This window comes from Novipirellula sp. (assembly GCF_041583735.1).
Lineage (GTDB): Bacteria > Planctomycetota > Planctomycetia > Pirellulales > Pirellulaceae > Novipirellula.
In genome coordinates this window covers 15,278-34,043 of sequence record NZ_JBFHFD010000017.1, presented here as the reverse complement: position 1 = coordinate 34,043, position 18,766 = coordinate 15,278, and the positions used below count along the sequence as shown (strand labels likewise).

Genomic DNA, 18,766 nt, shown 5'->3' with positions numbered 1-18,766 from the left:
CACCAGCGTGTGGGCAGTGCTTCGCGTTAGGGCAAGCATCATCACGACGAGGATAAAACGTATGCAACAGGTCGCTCCGACACGTGTTGCGACGAATTTACCCAGAATGGCATCCCCGACCAATAGCATTCTGCCACCGCTTAGCCCCACCCGGGGACTAAACTGTTACACCCTTTTGATTTGCTCTGACCCTTTTGATTTGCTCTGACCCTTTTGATTTGCTCCAGAATTCACAACAATTCGGCCGCGCCCCCTCGGAGGAACCAAAAATCCCTACAGTCACAATTCGGCCAAAACTACGACATCAATTAGGCCCGTAACAACTACCAGACCATTCGATCCAATAATCGAAGTCATACAATGCTCGTTTGTTCGCGGTAGCGATCGCGCAATATTCACCAACAACCCAATCGTTTTTGATGGCGTGTTCGACAAACTTTTCTGGAAGCATGATGTCATGCGCTCTCAGATAGTGGGACAATCCTTGCGGCCATGCCCAGACTCCGTCGGTCAAGCAATCGCTTCCCATGACTTCATCGGACCTTCCGCACATACGACAGTAGGAAAGGCCACGCCAGGCAACTAGTGTTCTTCCGTTGTCTAGGTATTTACATATTGAATCCATATACCTGCGATACTGCCATGCCGTTGAGACTAACGATTGGGGCGAAGGCAATTTTTCTGGCTCGGCACAAACTACCTTCGATTCCGTAGTCCAATAACCGATGGCAATGAATGCTCTCTGTTTCGTCTCGCTAGTCATTCAACGCCTTTCCTCCGAGCGCGCGAATAACATTTCTTTGTCGTTCCGAATAACAAAATGCACAAATCACATTACCCTCCGCATTTAAGATTTGCACGATTTCGTCATCATTCAAACGTGCAGCGTCCCATACGTAGACGTTTCGCATTCTACCCCAAATCGCTTCATCGGCATTGTAGAACTTTGGTTCAAACTGGAATGCCCCCATGTTTGTACCGTGCGTTCCTGTAAGTATCTCGACCGGACCATCTTCTACCAACTGCCAAACTAAGAGCCTAAAGTCCATCTGGTCGATTTCATCAACCGATACCCAGGTTCGCCCGCCAGTCGAATTTGGAACGGAATAGAAGAGTGGTGCGTCGGGGTGAACGTCGATTTGTGACGGTATGAAAAAGTCGTCAACCGTCGGCAGTTCAATTCCAAACATTCCGGTAGCAACCCGACTGTGCGACTTAATTCTCCCAAGCGACAAAGCTGGTTTGGCCGCACCAATTGCAATCCCTCCGCCAAATTCCGCACTGTGGAATGCGTGAATCGCTCCTTCGCCAATGTCGCCGCTTGAAAAGGCGTAATACGCTGCTTCGCCATGATAATACGACGCAGCGCCCATCAGCGGTGTTGACGTAGCACCGGCAGTCACTAGGGCGTAGGTCGGCGCAGCTCCTACAGCGGGTGCGGCAGGCAAGGCAACGAGTCCACCTGTCGCGACGGAACCAGAAGCGCCAAACCCAAAACCAACGAGCGTTGCTGTATCACCTCGATCGTATGCGTTTTGAATCGCTTGCGAGGCGCGAGCCCTCGATTTAGCATCCTGTCCACCCGTTAAAGCGGTTGCAATGACCGCAGCCCCATCACGCCCGCCCGAGCGGAATCCATTGATGATTGGACGCTTGCTTTCGATATAGTTGTTGACCGGCTTCCTGAGGTTCGCGTCGATTGCCTTCCGTGCAGGATTGGCAAAATTATTGTCAACAAATCGTTTCAGCGGCAGTCGGAAATACTTGTCTGCGGCCCGTTGAAGTGCGTTGCGCTCCAACCCACTCGGATCGGTCGCATTGGTCGGCCCGTTGCCCACGTAACGATACAGGTTCGCATCGCCCGCGGCGAAGCCGATGGGGTCTTTGCTGATGAACCTACCTGCTGCAGGGTCGTACCAGCGGGCTTTGGCTTCGAGGAGCCCCGTGTCGGGATCATAATGGTGGCCAGCCCAAATGTTCTGCGACGTCAGGTAGGCGATGTTGGTATCGCCGAGGTGTTGTTGGTCGCCACCGTATTCAGTCGTCTTGTTGTGTACCACTTTCCAGTCGCTTTGCACAAGAGTGGCGACGGTCGTGAGGCTGCCGAGGTTGTCGGTGAAGCTCCAGGCGGTGACGTAGTTCCCTCCTTCGAGGATGTCGGTGGCGACGATTTCGTTGGGCTGTGTGCCGTGCAGGAACAGCTCGGTGATGACGGGATCGAGTCCGGAGAGATCGAGCGTGGCAACCCGCTGCAGTCCCTGATGGAGATAGCCGGTTGCTGAAGTGACCGTGTCATTGGGGGCGAGAACGCGGCGGGCACTCATCAGGCCGTTGGCATCGTAGCCATACTCAATCTTTTGAATGATGGCATTGGAGGTGTCGTGCTGAATGACGCGAATCAGGCGACCAGCGGGGTCCCAAATGAAGACGTCGTTGGCGCCGCTGGAGGGCGATTGTCGTGACGTGCGTTTGGTCAGTTGGCCTTCGCCATTGTACTCGTAATCGTAACGGTCATCTTGGGTGAGGCGATTGTCGCTGCCGACAGTCCAGTCGCTGCTGGTACTGCTGCGTCCGCCGGTGTAATCGCGGAGTTGAGCGATGCCTGCGTCGATCGTTTCGCTGACCCCGGTCAGCTGGCCGGCTGCATCGTAGGTAAAGTCACGGTTGTCGACTCGCAGGATACCGCCGGTGCCACTCTTGTAAGTACCAGACTGGGAGCGTAATCGCGCGGCGGGGTCGTAGGCGTAGCTAAGTTCGGCAAAGAACGTGCTGCTAGAGTCGGCCGAGTGCTTGATGGTCTCGACCATCCCGCCGGGCGTATAGCTCAGTTCGGTCGTCGCGATCGGAGTGCCGCTACTGTAATTGGCAGCGAAGCGATCGATGAACGTGCGGGAGCCGTCAACGTTATAACTGTATTGAGCTCCCTTGTTCTGTGGTTCGTCGGCGTCGTTCCAGATTGAGGCGATGTCGCCGGAAAGGTCAGCAATCGTTCGGTCGATCGCAGTTTCGCGACCGAGCCAATCGAAGTCAAAGTCATCGGTCCAAAGATCAGTCGCGGAACTTTCGAGACCTTGGAACGAGAGCGTGCGTTTGTCGATTTGACCGCGAGTATCGAAGTCGACGCTGACGGCGTGATCGAGGTAGTCACCACGGAACTTGAATCCGTAACTGGTCGTTGAGTTCAGGTCAGAAAGATCACGATCGTAGACGAAGTAGGACTCGTAAACCGATTCGGTGCCTTCGTCGAGAGAGTCTTCAACACTGATTATATCGCCGCTGCTGGCATACTGTTCGTTTCGCTCGTAGACCAATCCCGCAGCAGACACATTTTTGCTAATCATACCGATTGAGGGACTGACACTGGTTTGATGCACGACACCGTTGCGGTCGGTGTAGAAGGTGTCGAGGCCTTGGTAGGACCAATGCCGCGGCGTGGCAACGCCGACGACGGTTTCCTCGGTCACGCGGCCCAGAGCGTCATAGATCCAACGCGTATCGCCACTGCCGCCAGCCGGATTGCCGGTGTAGAGCAGCCGAGTTCGGTTGCCTGCCGAATCGTACTCGTAGGCAGTCGTTTCGCCATTGGGTTTGGTCACGCTGTTGACAAGTCCAGTGACGGGATCATAGTCATAATCGGTTTGCTGGCCATTAGCATCGGTGGAACTGGATAACGCACCAGAGCCACTATCATAGTTGTTCTGGGCGACTGTGATCCAGTCGGCGGCAACGGCGTTGCCAGATGAATCTACGTAGCTGTCGAATCGTTCGGTTTTCAACAAGCTGCCAATGGCACTGAAAGTCTCACGTGTTTTTCGCGTCTGGGCTGCGTCGACCGACGTCGGCAGTCCGCTGTCGGTGTGATTCGCTGCGGCAATCAGCGTAGATTCGATGGCCGTTTCGCCGGGCGAATAGCTATAAGAATAGATCGTCGTGGGTACGTTCGCGTCTACACCTGGATCGGGAGCCTGGACAAGCACCGGCGTGCCGAGCGAATCGACACGGGTGCGGGTGGCATGGTACTGGTGCGAGGAAATATCGAAAGTCGATCCATCGCCGGGAAGCGTGACATACTGAATCGAGTTCCAACCATCAGCAGTGGGATCACCGGGATCGAAGTAATCGGCGGCAGTGAAGGTTTGTTTCACATCGTTGGGATTTGGCGGACCAACGATATTGGGTTGGAGGCTGATGACGGTATTTCGAAGCCGATTTCGCTGGTCATATTGATAGCCTGTTATTCTACTAGCGACGATCGTTTCGGCGGGGGTGAATATTTCTGTCATCAACCGACCGGCTTTGTCATATTGATAAGTCGTTACACCGCCTTGCGGGTTTTCGTCGCGAACAAGTTGACCGGCTGCATCGAACCATTGGTAGGTCACCACTCCCAACCGTGACGTGTTGGTGACTTTCGTCGCGTATTCGATCGGATCATATTCATAGTCAATTTCCGCTGGCGACACACCAACTTCGTTGTTCATCGGATCGGTGACTTGGCGCAGTCGTCCAAAGGCATCGTACTTGAATGAAGTCACGATCGGATCGGACGCGATGTCGGCAGTGTAACGAGTCTCTCGCTGGACGAGCACGTCACCGGCTGCGTTGGTTTCGGTTTCCATGAGCGAATCAGCGTAGTCGGCGTTGCGATATGTTTCCAAGTGACCGAGGATATCGAACGTCTGGGCGGCCGTTTTGATTGTGCCGTCCGCTATAGGAGAAACGGTAAAAACCGATTGCCCGTGGCTGTTGCGAGAAACCAATGAGCTCGTGTCCAAAGCACCACTACCCGCGAACTGAATTGTCGGTTTCGCAGACGGCTGGGTTCGTTTGTCACCAGTCAATCCGGACGACTGGGTGACACCATTGAGCCTGGAAACGGTTTGGGTGAGAGCGCCTGCGAGATTAAATGTCTGTTCAATGACTTGCGTCTTATCCAGATTGCCATTGGCCCCAGCGATTCCGTCAACGCTTGTCCAATGTTTGCGATTTGACGGGTTGTAGAATTCCGTCGTCACGCCCGGCGCGGGGCTGCCGTCGGCTTTGAGCGGTATGGTTTGATGAAGTGTGCCATCGGCGTAATAGGTGAACTGCGTTTTAAGTGCCACAGATTCACTGTTGCCAGTGTAGTACACGTCATAATGCATCGAGTCGGCAACGGTCTGCTCGTGGAGCAAACCTGTGTTGTTGTAAACGTAGGTGGTCGCGACGTCTTCATCGTACCCAGATTTAGCATTCCAAGTCGGAATGGTCGACTTGATGACTTGCCCGTCGGCGTTGTACTCGAACTTTTGCTTGGATAGCACGGTGTTGTCGGCGTCCTCTAGCGAGGAGGAAAGCAAGAAACCTGCCGTATCGAAGACGTTGCGTTCGATCGAGACGAGGTTGCCGTCCGCCTTGGAGGTGACCATGTTTACAAAGCCCGACGCATCGAACTCGAAATCCGTGGTGAAGGTGTCGTTGTACTCAGGCTCGGTGGTCGTCGACTGGAGGACTCGACCGTCCTGATAGGTGTTGAAGGTCGTTGTGAGACCGCGGGTATCGACGGTCGATTGCAGTTGCCCAGTTCCGTTGTAGGACCAGGTTTGGACGGCGTCGTTACCGGCGATATTAGTGGTTGCATCGCCACCGCCACGAACTGAACGTGATTCGAGAATCCGCCCATCATTTTGGTATTTATTCTTGGTAGTGCTAAGCACAGCGCCAGTGTCTTTGTCGATTGTGGTGGCTACGAGGAGACGTCCAACCGCATCGATCTTGCTGTCGTCGGTTTCGTATTCCAACTTCTGCGTTTGCGCTGGACCGGTGATAAAAATGACGTTGCCGCGGAAGTCATCCGCATCGTAAAGCCAAGGAGCATCGCCGCCAGCGGTGACGGGAATGCTGTAGTCGTAGCGGAATTCGGTAACCGAACCTTCGACATCGGTATGTGCTAACACGCTACCGATGGCATCATATTTCCAGGACTGGAGAGTAAGTGTTTGCCCAGCGAATTTTGACTCTGCGGAGACGCGATTGCCCTTGTTATCAAAGCGATAGACTTGTTCGCGGTCACCGATAACCGGTTGAGGAGTTTCGCCGGAGAGTTCCTGATAACCGGCAACTTGCACAACTTTTGCGGTCAACGGCTCAAGGATGATTCCGTTAGCTTGTGCCGGACGAGTTTCGAGCAAGCCTAGCAGCGTAGATGGAATCAAGTCGAAGGTCATTTGGCTTCCAAGATTTCCGTCGAACTCACCGACTGTGATTTTGGAAACTCCAAGTCTCTCGGAAATGCCAGAACGACTGTAGCTCAAAGCTGTCTTGACGGTATTGAAACTTGGGTCCGTCCACTGGGCGCTTGTGATGAGGTGGTCAGCGTAAGTGAAGTCACGAATGCGTGTGGGGGCCGTGAGTCCTGAAGCAGCGGGAGCAACGTTTTGGTGATCGATTTTGGTGAGATCACCAGCGGCGTCGATAGTCAATTCGAGCGTTCGAGCGTCGGATTCAATCCGATCGACATAGCCTGAGGCGGGGTCATAGTCGAAGACGGTGCGAGCGCCGTCGGAGGCGATGATAGCAGTGAGACGTCCGTAGGTTCCAGAATTGGGATCGTTGTCTCGCTCCAACACCACGCCCTGTCGTTCCGTTGATGTGGGATTGGTTTCGTAGATGTTGACCTCTGGATCGAAGTCGATGCCGGGCTGTTCGATGCGATTGAGTAGGTAACGCGGCTGCGTTTCTGTGGCCGTCGCGTTGGGCTTGACTTCGTAGCGGTAGAAAATGTACTCGGTTCCGTCGGCGGCTTTGTAGACCAATTCGTCAGGTTTCTTGGGATGATGCTGAGATTCGGGATACGATGACGAGGCGGCCGCGTGACGGGCTGTGAGAGTGCCGTATTCTTGGGGATCACTAAAGACATCGCGGCGAACGGACATGGATTTCGAACCCGGCAGGATACTGGCGAGTTCCAGTGGCAGCGGCAAATCGGCCACGGTCAAGTCGCTGTAGTCAAAAACCCGGGGTTGTTGGCCGGGGAACGCCAGGATCAATCGGTCGTCGAATCCGTCTCGATTCCAGGATCGCGAATGTGCATCACCGCCATCGTAGCGGTCCAATGTAAGGGTGGGCACGCCGGCGAGTGACCAGCCATCGCCAAAGATGGCGGTGTCATCCCAAGCGACCGGCGAGGCAGCCGCGAAGTCCGACGCGGTGACGGTTTGGTTGACGACCACCGGCGTTTGCCCGTACTCGGTGATCGTCGTCTGACCGATCTGGATCTCCAGTTTCCATGAATACAGCCCGGTCAGCTTGGGAGCGTCAGCGACAGCCAGGGCGACGACTTGTGGACCTGAGCTCCAGTTCAGATTAAACGTTCCTTCACTGATAACTTCGCGGCCGAAGGGCGTGTTCGGTTGATTGTCGTCGTTGTTGTGGTCATACCAGGTCAGCGTGGCGTCGACGAATGACGTCGTCGTCGATCCTGGTGGCGGTGTGATCAGGGCTTGAATGACAGGAGTTTGGATACCGTTGACGTGTACGGTGGAGGAATCGTAGACCAGTCCGGGGATCGCCAGTTCCGAATGGCCGCCCGAGCCATCGAGGATTAAATCGTGCTGAATTAGGAATGAACCGGTGACGAGGTCAACGGGAACGCCTCCAACGGATTGGTAGGATCGATCGGGCTGGGCCGCCTGGGCCGTAACGCTCCAATGGGTATCGGGGGAGGTTTCATGGCGATCGAGCAAGTTGGGCGAAATTGCTTGCTCAAACGAGCGGGTGGGCTGAGAAATCGGATCAACGCCGCTGGCGGTGGACCGAGTCGCGGCGGGGGCGACGTCGATTTGCAAGATACGAATGATTGCATTGCCGTCATCGTCCACACGACCGCTGTCGACCAGTACGTCTAAAGTCGCAAAACCTCCGGGATTCGGGTTCCAGCGGGTTCCCGATGCGAATGATGAGTTAACATCGCTAGGCTTCAGATCGGTTTGGAAGTCGATCGTTGTGCCGTGCAGGTAGGTCGGCGGTCGTGGGTCTTCCCCGCTGTCGTCGCCAGGCACAATGGTGACCGCGTCGGTAAGTTTAAAATACAGATTCCGGGTGGCAACATCCTGCCAAGTCGTGACGGTGGCTGTATTGGCGAAACCACGAAGGTCGGTGAAGATGCCGGTATTGAACGTTGGCAAGGGCCCATGCGGGGTGGCACGCTGAATTTTGCCGATGGGAATAGAGAATTTCCCGTCGTTATATTGTTTGGCGTCGAAAGTCCCAGTTGGCTGGACGTTCAAAATCCTGAGTGAATCACCATCGGGATCAACCAGCAGGTGCTCGATATCGATACGAGATGTGGAATCAAAATCGACATACATCGTGCTATCGAGTGCCCAGGCGCCCGTGACAGGGTCGGGCGTGTGACTACGATCACCGACTAGCACCGGCAGTGAATCGGTAACGCGAATGCCGACGGGGACTTCGCTGAGGGTGTGCGTGACGGTGCTTCCACCGCCACCCGGTGAAGTGTCGACGACGACCAAGGCGACGTCGAAATCGTCCAGGCCATCGTAACGATAGACTTGGCCTGCGGCATTGAGACGTGGCGAGAGATTTTGGGTAATGCTGGGATGGGGCGTGTACGTGAGCGTGAAATCATTGCCGACGCTGATCGTTCCCAACGTGCTGCTGAGTGTTTCCGCAAAGATTTGGGGAATGTTGGGGTCGGTTTGTTTGGCCGCAACTCGCATCTGAATTTCGGAGTCGGCGGTCAGCGTGACGTCCGCGGGGATCGAGTAGGTCGGGAACGGATTAAATGTCGTCGTACCGAGGTGCGAGACTTGGTAATCGTCGACAACGAGTTCGGAAAAGAATGCCCCACCGGTAGGCAATTGTTGATTTTCATGCGAGACCCAGTTAGGTGCGGGCTCGAAGGGGTATTGGGGGAATAGGCCACCCGCGTTGGGAAGGAGATGAATGTCGTCGTCATCGTCGGTCGACGTTTTAATTTCGGGTGGATTAATCGGACCTATAGGTTGTCCATTGGCGTCGGTGGGAGGTACGGGCGTAGGCAGTCGATCACGACAGCCTTCATATTGAATCATATAATCGATCGATTTCGCATCGCTCCAAAGATCGTTGGCAAGAGAGACCAATCTCATGTAAGGATAGGGAATGTCATAAGTGTCAGGAGAATTGGGGTAGGGAATGGCAACCGCAGCGATGGCATCTTGCAGGGCATCAACTTGGATCAACAGACGATCGATTTTGGCCCAGTCCTGCTGATTTTCAGCAAGCCATTTCTCTTCACGCTCGGAGCCAGCGATACACCAGAATGCGTCATACTCCAGTGTGCGTGGTTCGACATGAGGAAAAGTGAGGTCGAACAGGAAGTAGTCACCGGTAACGGTAGTCGTTTCGTAGGGATCGAATGGCGATGGGTCGCCCCCGCTTCCAGACCCGCTCCCTGTTCCACTTCCCGTTCCACTTCCCGTTCCACTTCCCGTTCGACTTCCCGTTCCACTTCCCGTTCCACTTCCCGTTCCACTTCCCGTTCCACTTCCCGTTCCGCTTCCCGTTCCGCTTCCCGTTCCACTTCCTGTTCCACTTCCTGTTCCACTTCCTGTTCCGCTTCCCGTTCCGCTTCCCGTTCCGCTTCCCGTTCCACTTCCCGTTCCACTTCCCGTCCCGCTTCCACTTCCACCGTCAGCAAGTTGGTGGTTGGGGTTATAGTTTGATTCCAATCCAAAAGCGTCGACTGACTGGACAGCCGCAGGAGTACTTCCTAACGCCACGACAGTTCGGATTTCGCCAGCGAACCCATCGAAGACCACGGGGCCCGCAGTTGTTTGAACTATCACGGGCCGGTCAACACTTGCAGTCAACTGTAGTTGCGTCTCGATAACGGAGGGTTCCGAAGGAGACGAAGTTTGCCGGCTGCTGAGCACTCGAACGGCAAACTCATCGTCGTTTTTAATGGCGACCGAAAGCGTTGGAATTTGGATAGCCTTGGTGTCAATCGACCCGAGTTTATGATTGACGCTGGTTACGTGGAACGTGAATGTCTCGTCCCACTCAACACGATGATCGCGGTGGAACGGAACGTTGATTTGAAATGTCTCGTTTTGAAGCCCCGAGAATTGCAATGTGGTTTGAGTCGGTTGGAAATCCGTTCCGGACTGAGCAGGGTAAATGTCATCTTCAGCCTCAACAGTTTCGTAATCGATGACTAATCCGCCTTCGACGGCGTTGTCCAGTCGAACGGAAAAATCGAACATCTTTGTCCCGGGCTCGCCTTCGACAGGACTGCCTTCGGTGGTGGTGGTGGAATCGATCTGCACTCGGACGGAGTCATCGTTGAGAATGATCCCCAACGCTTCGCGATTTCGAATGATGACGCCAGGATGGGTATCTTCGAGTGCGACAGTGAAGCGTTGATTCGCTTCCAGGGTGCTTTCGCCGACAACGTCGATTGAAATCAGCTTGGACGTTTCACCTGGGGCAAATTCGAGTGAACCGGCGGGGTAGACCCCGCCGACGAAGTCGGTTTCGTTGGCGGGTGTGGTTCCCGAGCCAACGACATGGTAGCGAACCGTCAGCGGCAGTTCACTTTGAGAGCGGTTGACGGTGAATACGAACGTCCGTGTGCCAGCGTCGCCCTCGACTTTCGCGATGGTATCCGTTTGAATTTCGACCCAATCATCCCGCTCGATCGCACCGATGTCGCGTTGCATGATGGAATCGAGATCGTGATCGAAGTATCGGACACGGCCTCGCGCGTCAAAGGCTTCGTGCAGGTCGCCCGGTTCGGCACCGGCATCGACCAGGGGGCTCCGCGCAGACGGTTGGTGGTTGGCGATCGTACCTCCATTGAGCTGTAGAGAGCCGAGCAAGGGATCGATCGCGGCTCCCGGCACGCCAACTTGATCTTGTTCGTTCCACAATCCGTCAAATCGAAACGTTTCGCCAGTAGCCGGGATTGGGGTGAAGAATGTTTCCGATGACGGGTCAATAAACAGCGTATGACCACTGACTCGCGTGACAGACAAAACAGTGGCTGGATCGGACAGTGAAGGTTGCACACGAATTTCGAACGGTGCCGCTGGTAACTGATCGATGTCGGTGACAATAATCCGCAGTTGGCCTCCAACCGATGGGCGACTGGCATCGTAAACGGTGGTTTGGCGGAGCTGATTCTCGCCGATGAAGTTGTCACCGCCGGAGGAGAATCGACCGGCGAGATCGGGTGACTGGTCCACGACGGGATGCGTGTTCTCTGCGATCACGGACTGTGAAACTTTCACGCGACCAAGAGCCGCGACGCCACCAATGCGAATCAATGCGGAGTTTTCGACGAGGGTACTGGCGTCAATGTCTACGACGGCGTTGACGTCGGCGAAAATGGCGCCGCCGACATCCGCGGCGTTGCCAGAGATCGTGGATTGGTAAAGATTCAGTTCGCCGGATGCGATATACACGCCGCCGCCATTTTGTGTGGCGGTATTGTGGGCCAGGGTAGATCGATCAAGGTCGGCGAATGATTGGCCGTGCAATGCGATGGCGGCCCCACGAGACGCACTCGATTGATCGATGAACACCTCGCTCAAATGCAAGGTGCCATCGTTGACCAAAATCGCGCCGCCATCGTCAAGCGTGACGCCGCCGGTGAGGGTCAGATTCTGCAGCGATAGTTTGGCACCGGGATGGACTTCGAAAATCCGATCGAGTCCTTCGGCATCGATGGTGGTTTGATCGGCAGCGGTGCCGATGATTGTGATATCGCCAAAAATATCGAGATCATGGTGGAACTGGTCTGCGGTGTTGGCATCGTTGAGGGTCAGTACATGGGCTCCCGCAGGCAGGAAAATCGTGGTCGAGCCGCCGATGGCATTGGCTTCGTTGATTGCGGACCGGAGCGAGACTTGACCGGCGATGGCAGTGCTCGCATAACCATCGCCGAGGTCCAAGTCGATGGCATCGTCGAAAGTGTTGACATGGATTTCGACCAATTCCACGGCACCCAAATCGAGTTGGCGTCCGGCGGAACCGCCGACGTCGAAGAAGCGATTGCTGCCCTTTTGATCCAAGAGCAATCGGACTTGAGTGTCCTCTGGAATCATGGGGCTCGCGAGCGTGCCATGTTCACCCCGCTTAACATCCAATACCAGGGTTCCGTCACCGGAATCGGAGACGTGCGTGACCGTCATTTCTTCGCGACCGACCCGGATGTCGAACTGCCGTGTCGTAGAATGGGATAAGTCGGGAAGTCCAACGATCTTTTCGACACGAATCGTGGTTGCTTGGTCGCTAAGGACAGTTTCATACAATCGGGTTGCGCGACCAGAGAATCCCTGGGATACGTATTCGCCGACGGCATGTTGCGTCGGAATTGACCCGCGATGACCACGTTGGACGATCAGGGCGGAGTGCTCGCGGCTGAATCCAGTCGCCAGCATAGATTCACGACCGACCTCGATGACGTACGGGAAATAGGGTACGTCGAGATTACTGGGGCTACGGATGAACGATTCCGAATCATCCAGGTAGAGGAGCCCATCGTAAAACGAGTCGGCCAATGGCTTCGTCAGGGCCGCTTCCAATCCCAAAAATAGCTTTCGGTTGCCTTGTTCGATCAATGGGCCGGTGGCCTGCGGAGCGTGCGCGCCGGCGTACCCTCCCAGAGAAGCCAGCGGTTGCAGCGGAGAATGCAAGTCATCAAATCGTTCAATACGAATGGCGTCAGCGACGACCGATGCCCCACCCGTCAACTCGACCGTCAGTTCGTCTCCAGTGATTTCGACGCGATCGAGAACCAGCCATTCCTGGCGTAGTAGTTCGCTGCTTTCGTCGCCAAGAGCTTGTCTGTATCCCGATTCGCTAAAGATATTCAACGTTCTTTCTTCAGAAGCGGTCGCAGACAGCAGCCTTGGTCTTCCGGGCAACACCGAAGTGTCGCTATCAGGTTCCACCTGGGATCCTATCTGCGGTACAGGGCCGATCTGACGCTGGCTGTATTGTCGCGACAGCGTTTCAGCTCCTTCAGCCGGGTCGAATGCGATCTGACCACTTGAAAGAACTGAGGCGCCGTCTGAGATTGAAAAGGGAACATCAGATCTCGTTGCGCTGGAAGCGACTAAATAGACACCCGGAACCAGTCCGGTGAAGTGATATTGGGCGGTTTCGCCAGTGCCAAGCGAGACTTGCGAATCACCAAACCCGTCTTCGGTACCCGCCGTGGGCGTCCCGGTCGTAGTAAATCCTGGATATTCATTGTCAATGATTCGTCGCATTTGCGATGTCGCTCGCTCAGGCAGTTGGAAGCTGAGCGGCGGAACGACTTGATCCTTCTCCGTCGACAACGTGTCGAGCGAGATGAGTCGCAATTCGGGAGTGAACTCGGTTAAAATTTCGGGGAGGTGGCCTTCGAAGGACAACGAATCCCAGTGGACTCGTAGGGACGCAGCTTCGAACCAACCTTCGCCTAAAAAACTGTCGTCAAATCCTTCCGTGGACAGCGGATCGTCGAGTTGGATCGTGCCTCCGTTGACCGGGTCAGGGACGGTGATCGAGTTACTCAATCCGTCCCAATTGGCCATTAATCGGTAGTCGCCGGGTAATAGGTCTTCGAACGTCGCCGTCAGTGTTTCGGTGCCAATCGAAACGTTGGTCGGTTGGTACGCGGCGCGGCTGTCTAAAAGCGGAAAGAAATCGCTCGAACGCTTATTGGAATCCGCAAACAATTGGTTTGGAATCGGATCCGCAACGGGAAGCACGGGATTTTCTTGTAAATCGGTACGCTCGACGATACGAATCGCATCGGCGACAATTGGATTAGCTCCATCTGGCCAAATGGAAATCTCAAAAATCTCATTTTCGGACGCATGGAAATAATCATCCGTCAACGTGATCCAACGCTCATTGGTGACGAGATCTCGCTCGGCTAATTGCATGTCTACGCTTCGACTATCGATCGTACCATTGATGTCAAAGCCGATACTGCCACTGGCGCTGTCACGGACCAAGGCAGTAATGGAGTAACTTCCCGCAGGCAGATTAGAGTATGACCATTGAGCAGATGGCTGCACCGAAAGTGCAGGGTCGGGTTGCAGGGTCCAAGAATCGCCAAGAAAGCCAGCGGCATCCGATGCGGACGCTGGCAACGTCGGCTCCTGCGCGTCGAGGTCTAGAATAATTACAGTCCGCTGATCGCCGGGCACGCCAGCTCCAAGCTCAGTTTCGATCTGGCTAAATGAATCATAAGTATGGTTGTTATCAATTGTCCGGCGAATGGGAATGTTGGTGCCATCCATTTGGTGAACGTTTGGTTGGTCTAAACCGATTGAGCCAATATAGTTCTGATGCTTAACACTGTCGGGCAGCTCGCCAACGTCAGCGATTGGTTTCCCCGAGTACAGATCGGTACTGCCGATAAATACGCTGTTTTCGATGAGAGCCGGAGGCATTGAGACGGCTGTTGGATTTGCGGAACGCTGAACCACACCCGCGTCAACGATCACCAAATCATCGGTCCGACCGTAAAATGGCGCGACGTAGTTAAGCAGGGAGACACGTTCGGCGAAGACGCTTGCGACCGGGCCGGTACTGCTGTTATTGGCAAACGTGCTGTTCTCGATAATCAAGGGCGGTGCCAGTTCGACGACCGAACTGCGGACGATCGTCTGCGACGAGTCAACAGAGATCTGTCCAGGAGAAGTTTCGGTGCCATTGTTGGTAAACGTGGAACCCGTGATCTTCATCTCCCCCGCGATCCCTCGGAGAGTTACCGTGTCCTCATTAAAGTCAATGGGCGTGGTTCCTTGCCGACCGCGGATGACCGTGACAATACCTGTATTGAAATCAATGTCGGTGATCGTCATCGCCTCAACCTGATTTCCGGGGTAAGCAATCCCGACACCACCACGTGCACCGTCACGGTTGGGCCCCTGGATGATAGGAATGTCAATCGTCGACAAATAGACGTCAAGCGGTAGGTTGTAGGGTTCCAAATCTGTCAAGTCGTTGAATCGGATCTGTTTCGCTTGTGAATTACGCAGTACCAGAGTCTCGTTCCCCAAATGTGACTTAGGCTCCGTTCGCAAGAGCGAGATTTCATTGTTCGTAAAATCGACACTTTCTATCGCGAGTCTTTCCTGACCAATCGTGATCTTTATTGGTAGCGAATAGTCCGCTAGCAAGGACGCATCGTTAACGGTTGCTGTTAAACTGCTGTCGCTCAGTGCGGAGGTTAGGAAAAGGTTCTCAGCGGGCACGACTGCCAACACGGGCTCCTGACCATAGTGCTCGATCAACGCATACGGTTCGTTGTCGTACCACTGATGATAAGAATTGGCGAACAGCGAATCTTGAATATGAACGTTGCCATCGAAATTAATCAAACCCAGTCCCACTATGGTCGAGCCAATGATATTGAGTTCAGATTGGAGACCTTGGTTTGCAATTTCGTGCGCATTGAATCCGGCGTCGTTACCGTGGAAAGTAACATCCAAAAGTGTTAATTCGCCGTTGTGGTTCTGAACGAGGGCTTGATTGAAACTAGTGGTCGCGTACTCCATTGAAACGCCCGGTGACTCACGAAACAGCGGATAAAACCCTCCTGATTGAGTGATCTTGCCTCCCTGGATCAGGGCCGTGGCGGAATTGAAATTTGCAACAACGAGTTTGATTTCATCGTATTCAGTTTCTCGCGAGTAGAACCGCCCGAGGTTGATAACGCCAATGGTCGAGTGGGTCACATCGGGGTCGAAGTGCTCATATAGACTGGAGTCCAATAGGTTGAACTCCGCGGACTCTGCAATGAAAACCGAGGAAGTCGGAATGTACAGTGCGGATGATGCGGCACGATGAGCTTGATTGGGAATCAATCCTGGATCGTTGACATTGGGTACCTCGTAATTACTTCCAAGATAAAACGTTCCGTTGTTTTGCAGCTCGCTGTTGCCCGAGACAGTGACGTTGCCTGCAGCGATGAAGAGAGCGGAACCTTGTGGATCTTCGAAGTAGGAGTAAGAATAGTGAGAGTTACGATGGATTTTCGATCGATTAGTGATGTTGACATCGCCATCACGAATGTAGAATCCACCACCACCGTTGACTGAATAGTTGTCATGAAACGTGGATTGATCGACATACAACGAGCCGCCGTCAAGATAAATTCCGCCACCCAGCGTGCTGTAATTGCTGTGTATTTCCGATGCACCATCAATGATTGTTGTACCCAGTAACGTGGCGATGCCTCCGCCCTGTTGGCTGACATTTTTTCTGACGATGGTGCCGCAGACAATCAACGTGCCTCCGTCGTTCAGGACCGCCCCACCAATACCGCCCAGATGATCGGTTTGACCGTGCAGAAGGTCCACCTTGTCTAGGTTCAATAACGCGTCAGAATGCACATGAAAATGACGATCCAGGAGCGCTGGCATGTTATAAGGATTCTCTCCTTCGGGCCAACCTCCGTCAATTCGCAGTTGCCCACCGTTGTGAGTGAGCGTCGCTGCGCCATGAATCGCGAGATTTCCGTAGACGTCTAAGTCACCTGTTGCAGCTTCCTCTTCGTCAATGCCCGATAGACGGAGTTCGAAGGTTTGTGCGTCCAGGAAATTACTGAAGATTGTGGCTTCAAAGGTTCCTCCGACTAGGTTGGCTGCGGTTCCGACACCCGCCAATGCATTGAGCTCCTGAATGGCTCCGCGAAGTGAGATCTGGTCGCCGGGAGTGTTGAGATCAACGTCCACACGCCCATCACCCAGAGGGGTTGCGTCGACCGCGTCGATCGTAGTGTTTGCAAAGAAAGCTCCGAACTCGACTGCGCCGATATCCACGGTTCGCGTATCGTCGGTCAATGCCGTGAGTTCCAGACCATCGCTGACCCGATCAGCCCCACGCTGATCGCGAAAATGGTGAACTGAAACGCCGGCGTCAATCGCGGGACTGCCGGGCAACAACATGTGCGTCGGTGCCTTCCCACTGTTGAACTGCAAAGGGCCGATGATCGGATCGATCGGTGCGCCAAGCGTCCCGACTTGATCACTCGCGATGAATCCGGCATTCGATCCGGTCTTTCCAATCAAGTTGCCACCCGCCGAAACTATCGTCCCTTCCACATCTTGAGACTGGATTCCTAATGCAAAAATGGAGTCTGCCAAGAAAGCAGTACCGATCATTGCGAGGTTTGCGCCCGTTGAGGCCTCATTGGAGACAAATGTAGAAGCGTGAATCGTAAAATCACCGGGACTGTACACGCCGCCGCCCCAAATTTCGGATACATTCGACGAGACAGTGGATGTCGATATATGTAGTACCGCATTAGCGGCGTTAAAAATTCCTCCGCCATCAAGATATGCTTCGTTGCTGGAAATCGTCGTGCTTTCGATGCGTAGATTTGCCCCATTCGCGTTGAAAATTGCTCCGCCGCGTCCGGTCACGGCTTCATTGGAGTGCAAATAGGAATTGCGAATCTGTAGATCACCTGCGTTCCAAATCGCTCCTCCGTCACCAGTGGATCGCCAGCCGCCGGTGAGTTCCAAGTTCTCGAGGGTGACAGACACGCCTGCGTCGATCTGAATCAGGTGAGTGTTTCCGACAGCCTCAATTCGCTGGCCATGAACTGATCCGCGGATCTCAACATCTGAAGTGATTTGTAACGCACCCAGGCTGGACGAGAGCGAGATTGCGTGACCGAAATCTGGAATTTCGATGATATCCTTCTCTGGACCGTTGGCCTGAGCCATCGCAACCGCTGCCCGCAAAGAAATCAAGCCGTTGGCACTGCTGCTTGAATCGGGTGCCGAGTTGACGATGATCACATTTGGCTTGTCAGCAGGATCGTAACTCGTTAGAGGAGTAGCCGACACATGCAAGGATACCGTCGTAGGGTTACTTAAACCGTACTGAGTCTCAAACTGATAACGGAACGAATCGGTTCCTGAAAATCCAGGATAGGGGTCGAACTGGAAACCGCCATCACCAGGGAATGTCAGCTTTCCGAAGCGGGGCGGCGTCAATATCTGCGATGCTAGAACGATTTCATCTTGAGCTTGGTCATTTGTCAACAAACCTGGGCTTGCCACCGTCAGTCCGCCGCTCGAATCAAGGTGATATTCGTCGGCAAACGCGACCGGTTGAAGATTGATGGCGTCAATGGCCGGTTCAAGATTGCTCTGACCGGACTCACCTGCCAGCATTTGACGGGGTTCCAGCATTTCCGCAATTAGTCGTCTGCGACGTCGTTTCCCGGTTCCTATTTTTTCTGTGCTTCGCCGAGCAACTGAACTGTTAATCTTTTTCTTCAATTGACGGTTCAACACCATGCTACTCCGTTAAAGTCCGAGCTGACGCCGTAAAGCATATAGAGTGTGCGGTTCCGCACCTCTGTAAAGAAGAGCCGAACTTAGGGGGGTTAGAAATGCGCTGCAACTAAATTCTCCGGAAAAAAGAAAAAAACATTTGTCGAACGCGGTGCCTGTATTTGAGCACGCCGCCGATTACGGCGAGTTGTGTTTGGACGATGTGAGGTCGAAGAGGGTATTGGTAAGCCAAGACGGAACTGGCGTAAGGCCGATTCGAATAACGAGACGGCAGGTGCGTGTATCGGCATTTGATTGCGATGATTACGAAACACCACCGCCGCACACCGGGATCATTCGCTGACTCAGTTTTGCTCACCACCACAACAACGAATCGTTCGCGCTCGGGTAGTGAGCACGCTTTGGGTAGTTGTTGCATCCACTTTTTGAGGCGATTGTCACGGCAGACAAGATTCACTAACACAGGTCATCGA

At 54.1% G+C, this 18,766-nt stretch carries 2 protein-coding genes; both read right to left on the bottom strand.

Annotated features, from left to right (window positions below; translation table 11 throughout):
- Positions 1 to 304: 304 nt before the first annotated feature.
- Positions 305 to 529, bottom strand: a complete 225-nt coding sequence (locus tag ABX962_RS02910; protein WP_372716445.1) for a hypothetical protein — start codon at positions 527 to 529, stop codon at positions 305 to 307.
- Between the two features lie 226 nt (positions 530 to 755).
- Positions 756 to 18,188 (bottom strand): choice-of-anchor Q domain-containing protein, encoded by a 17,433-nt coding sequence (locus ABX962_RS02905; RefSeq protein ID WP_372716443.1) that lies wholly within the window; start codon positions 18,186 to 18,188, stop codon positions 756 to 758.
- Positions 18,189 to 18,766: the final 578 nt, after the last annotated feature.

Excerpts from the sequence above, each read along its gene's own strand:
- ABX962_RS02910 (WP_372716445.1), bottom strand. The coding sequence starts at position 529 with ATGGGAAGCGATTGCTTGACCGACGGAGTCTGGGCATGGCCGCAAGGA.
- ABX962_RS02905 (WP_372716443.1), bottom strand. The coding sequence starts at position 18,188 with ATGCTGGAACCCCGTCAAATGCTGGCAGGTGAGTCCGGTCAGAGCAAT.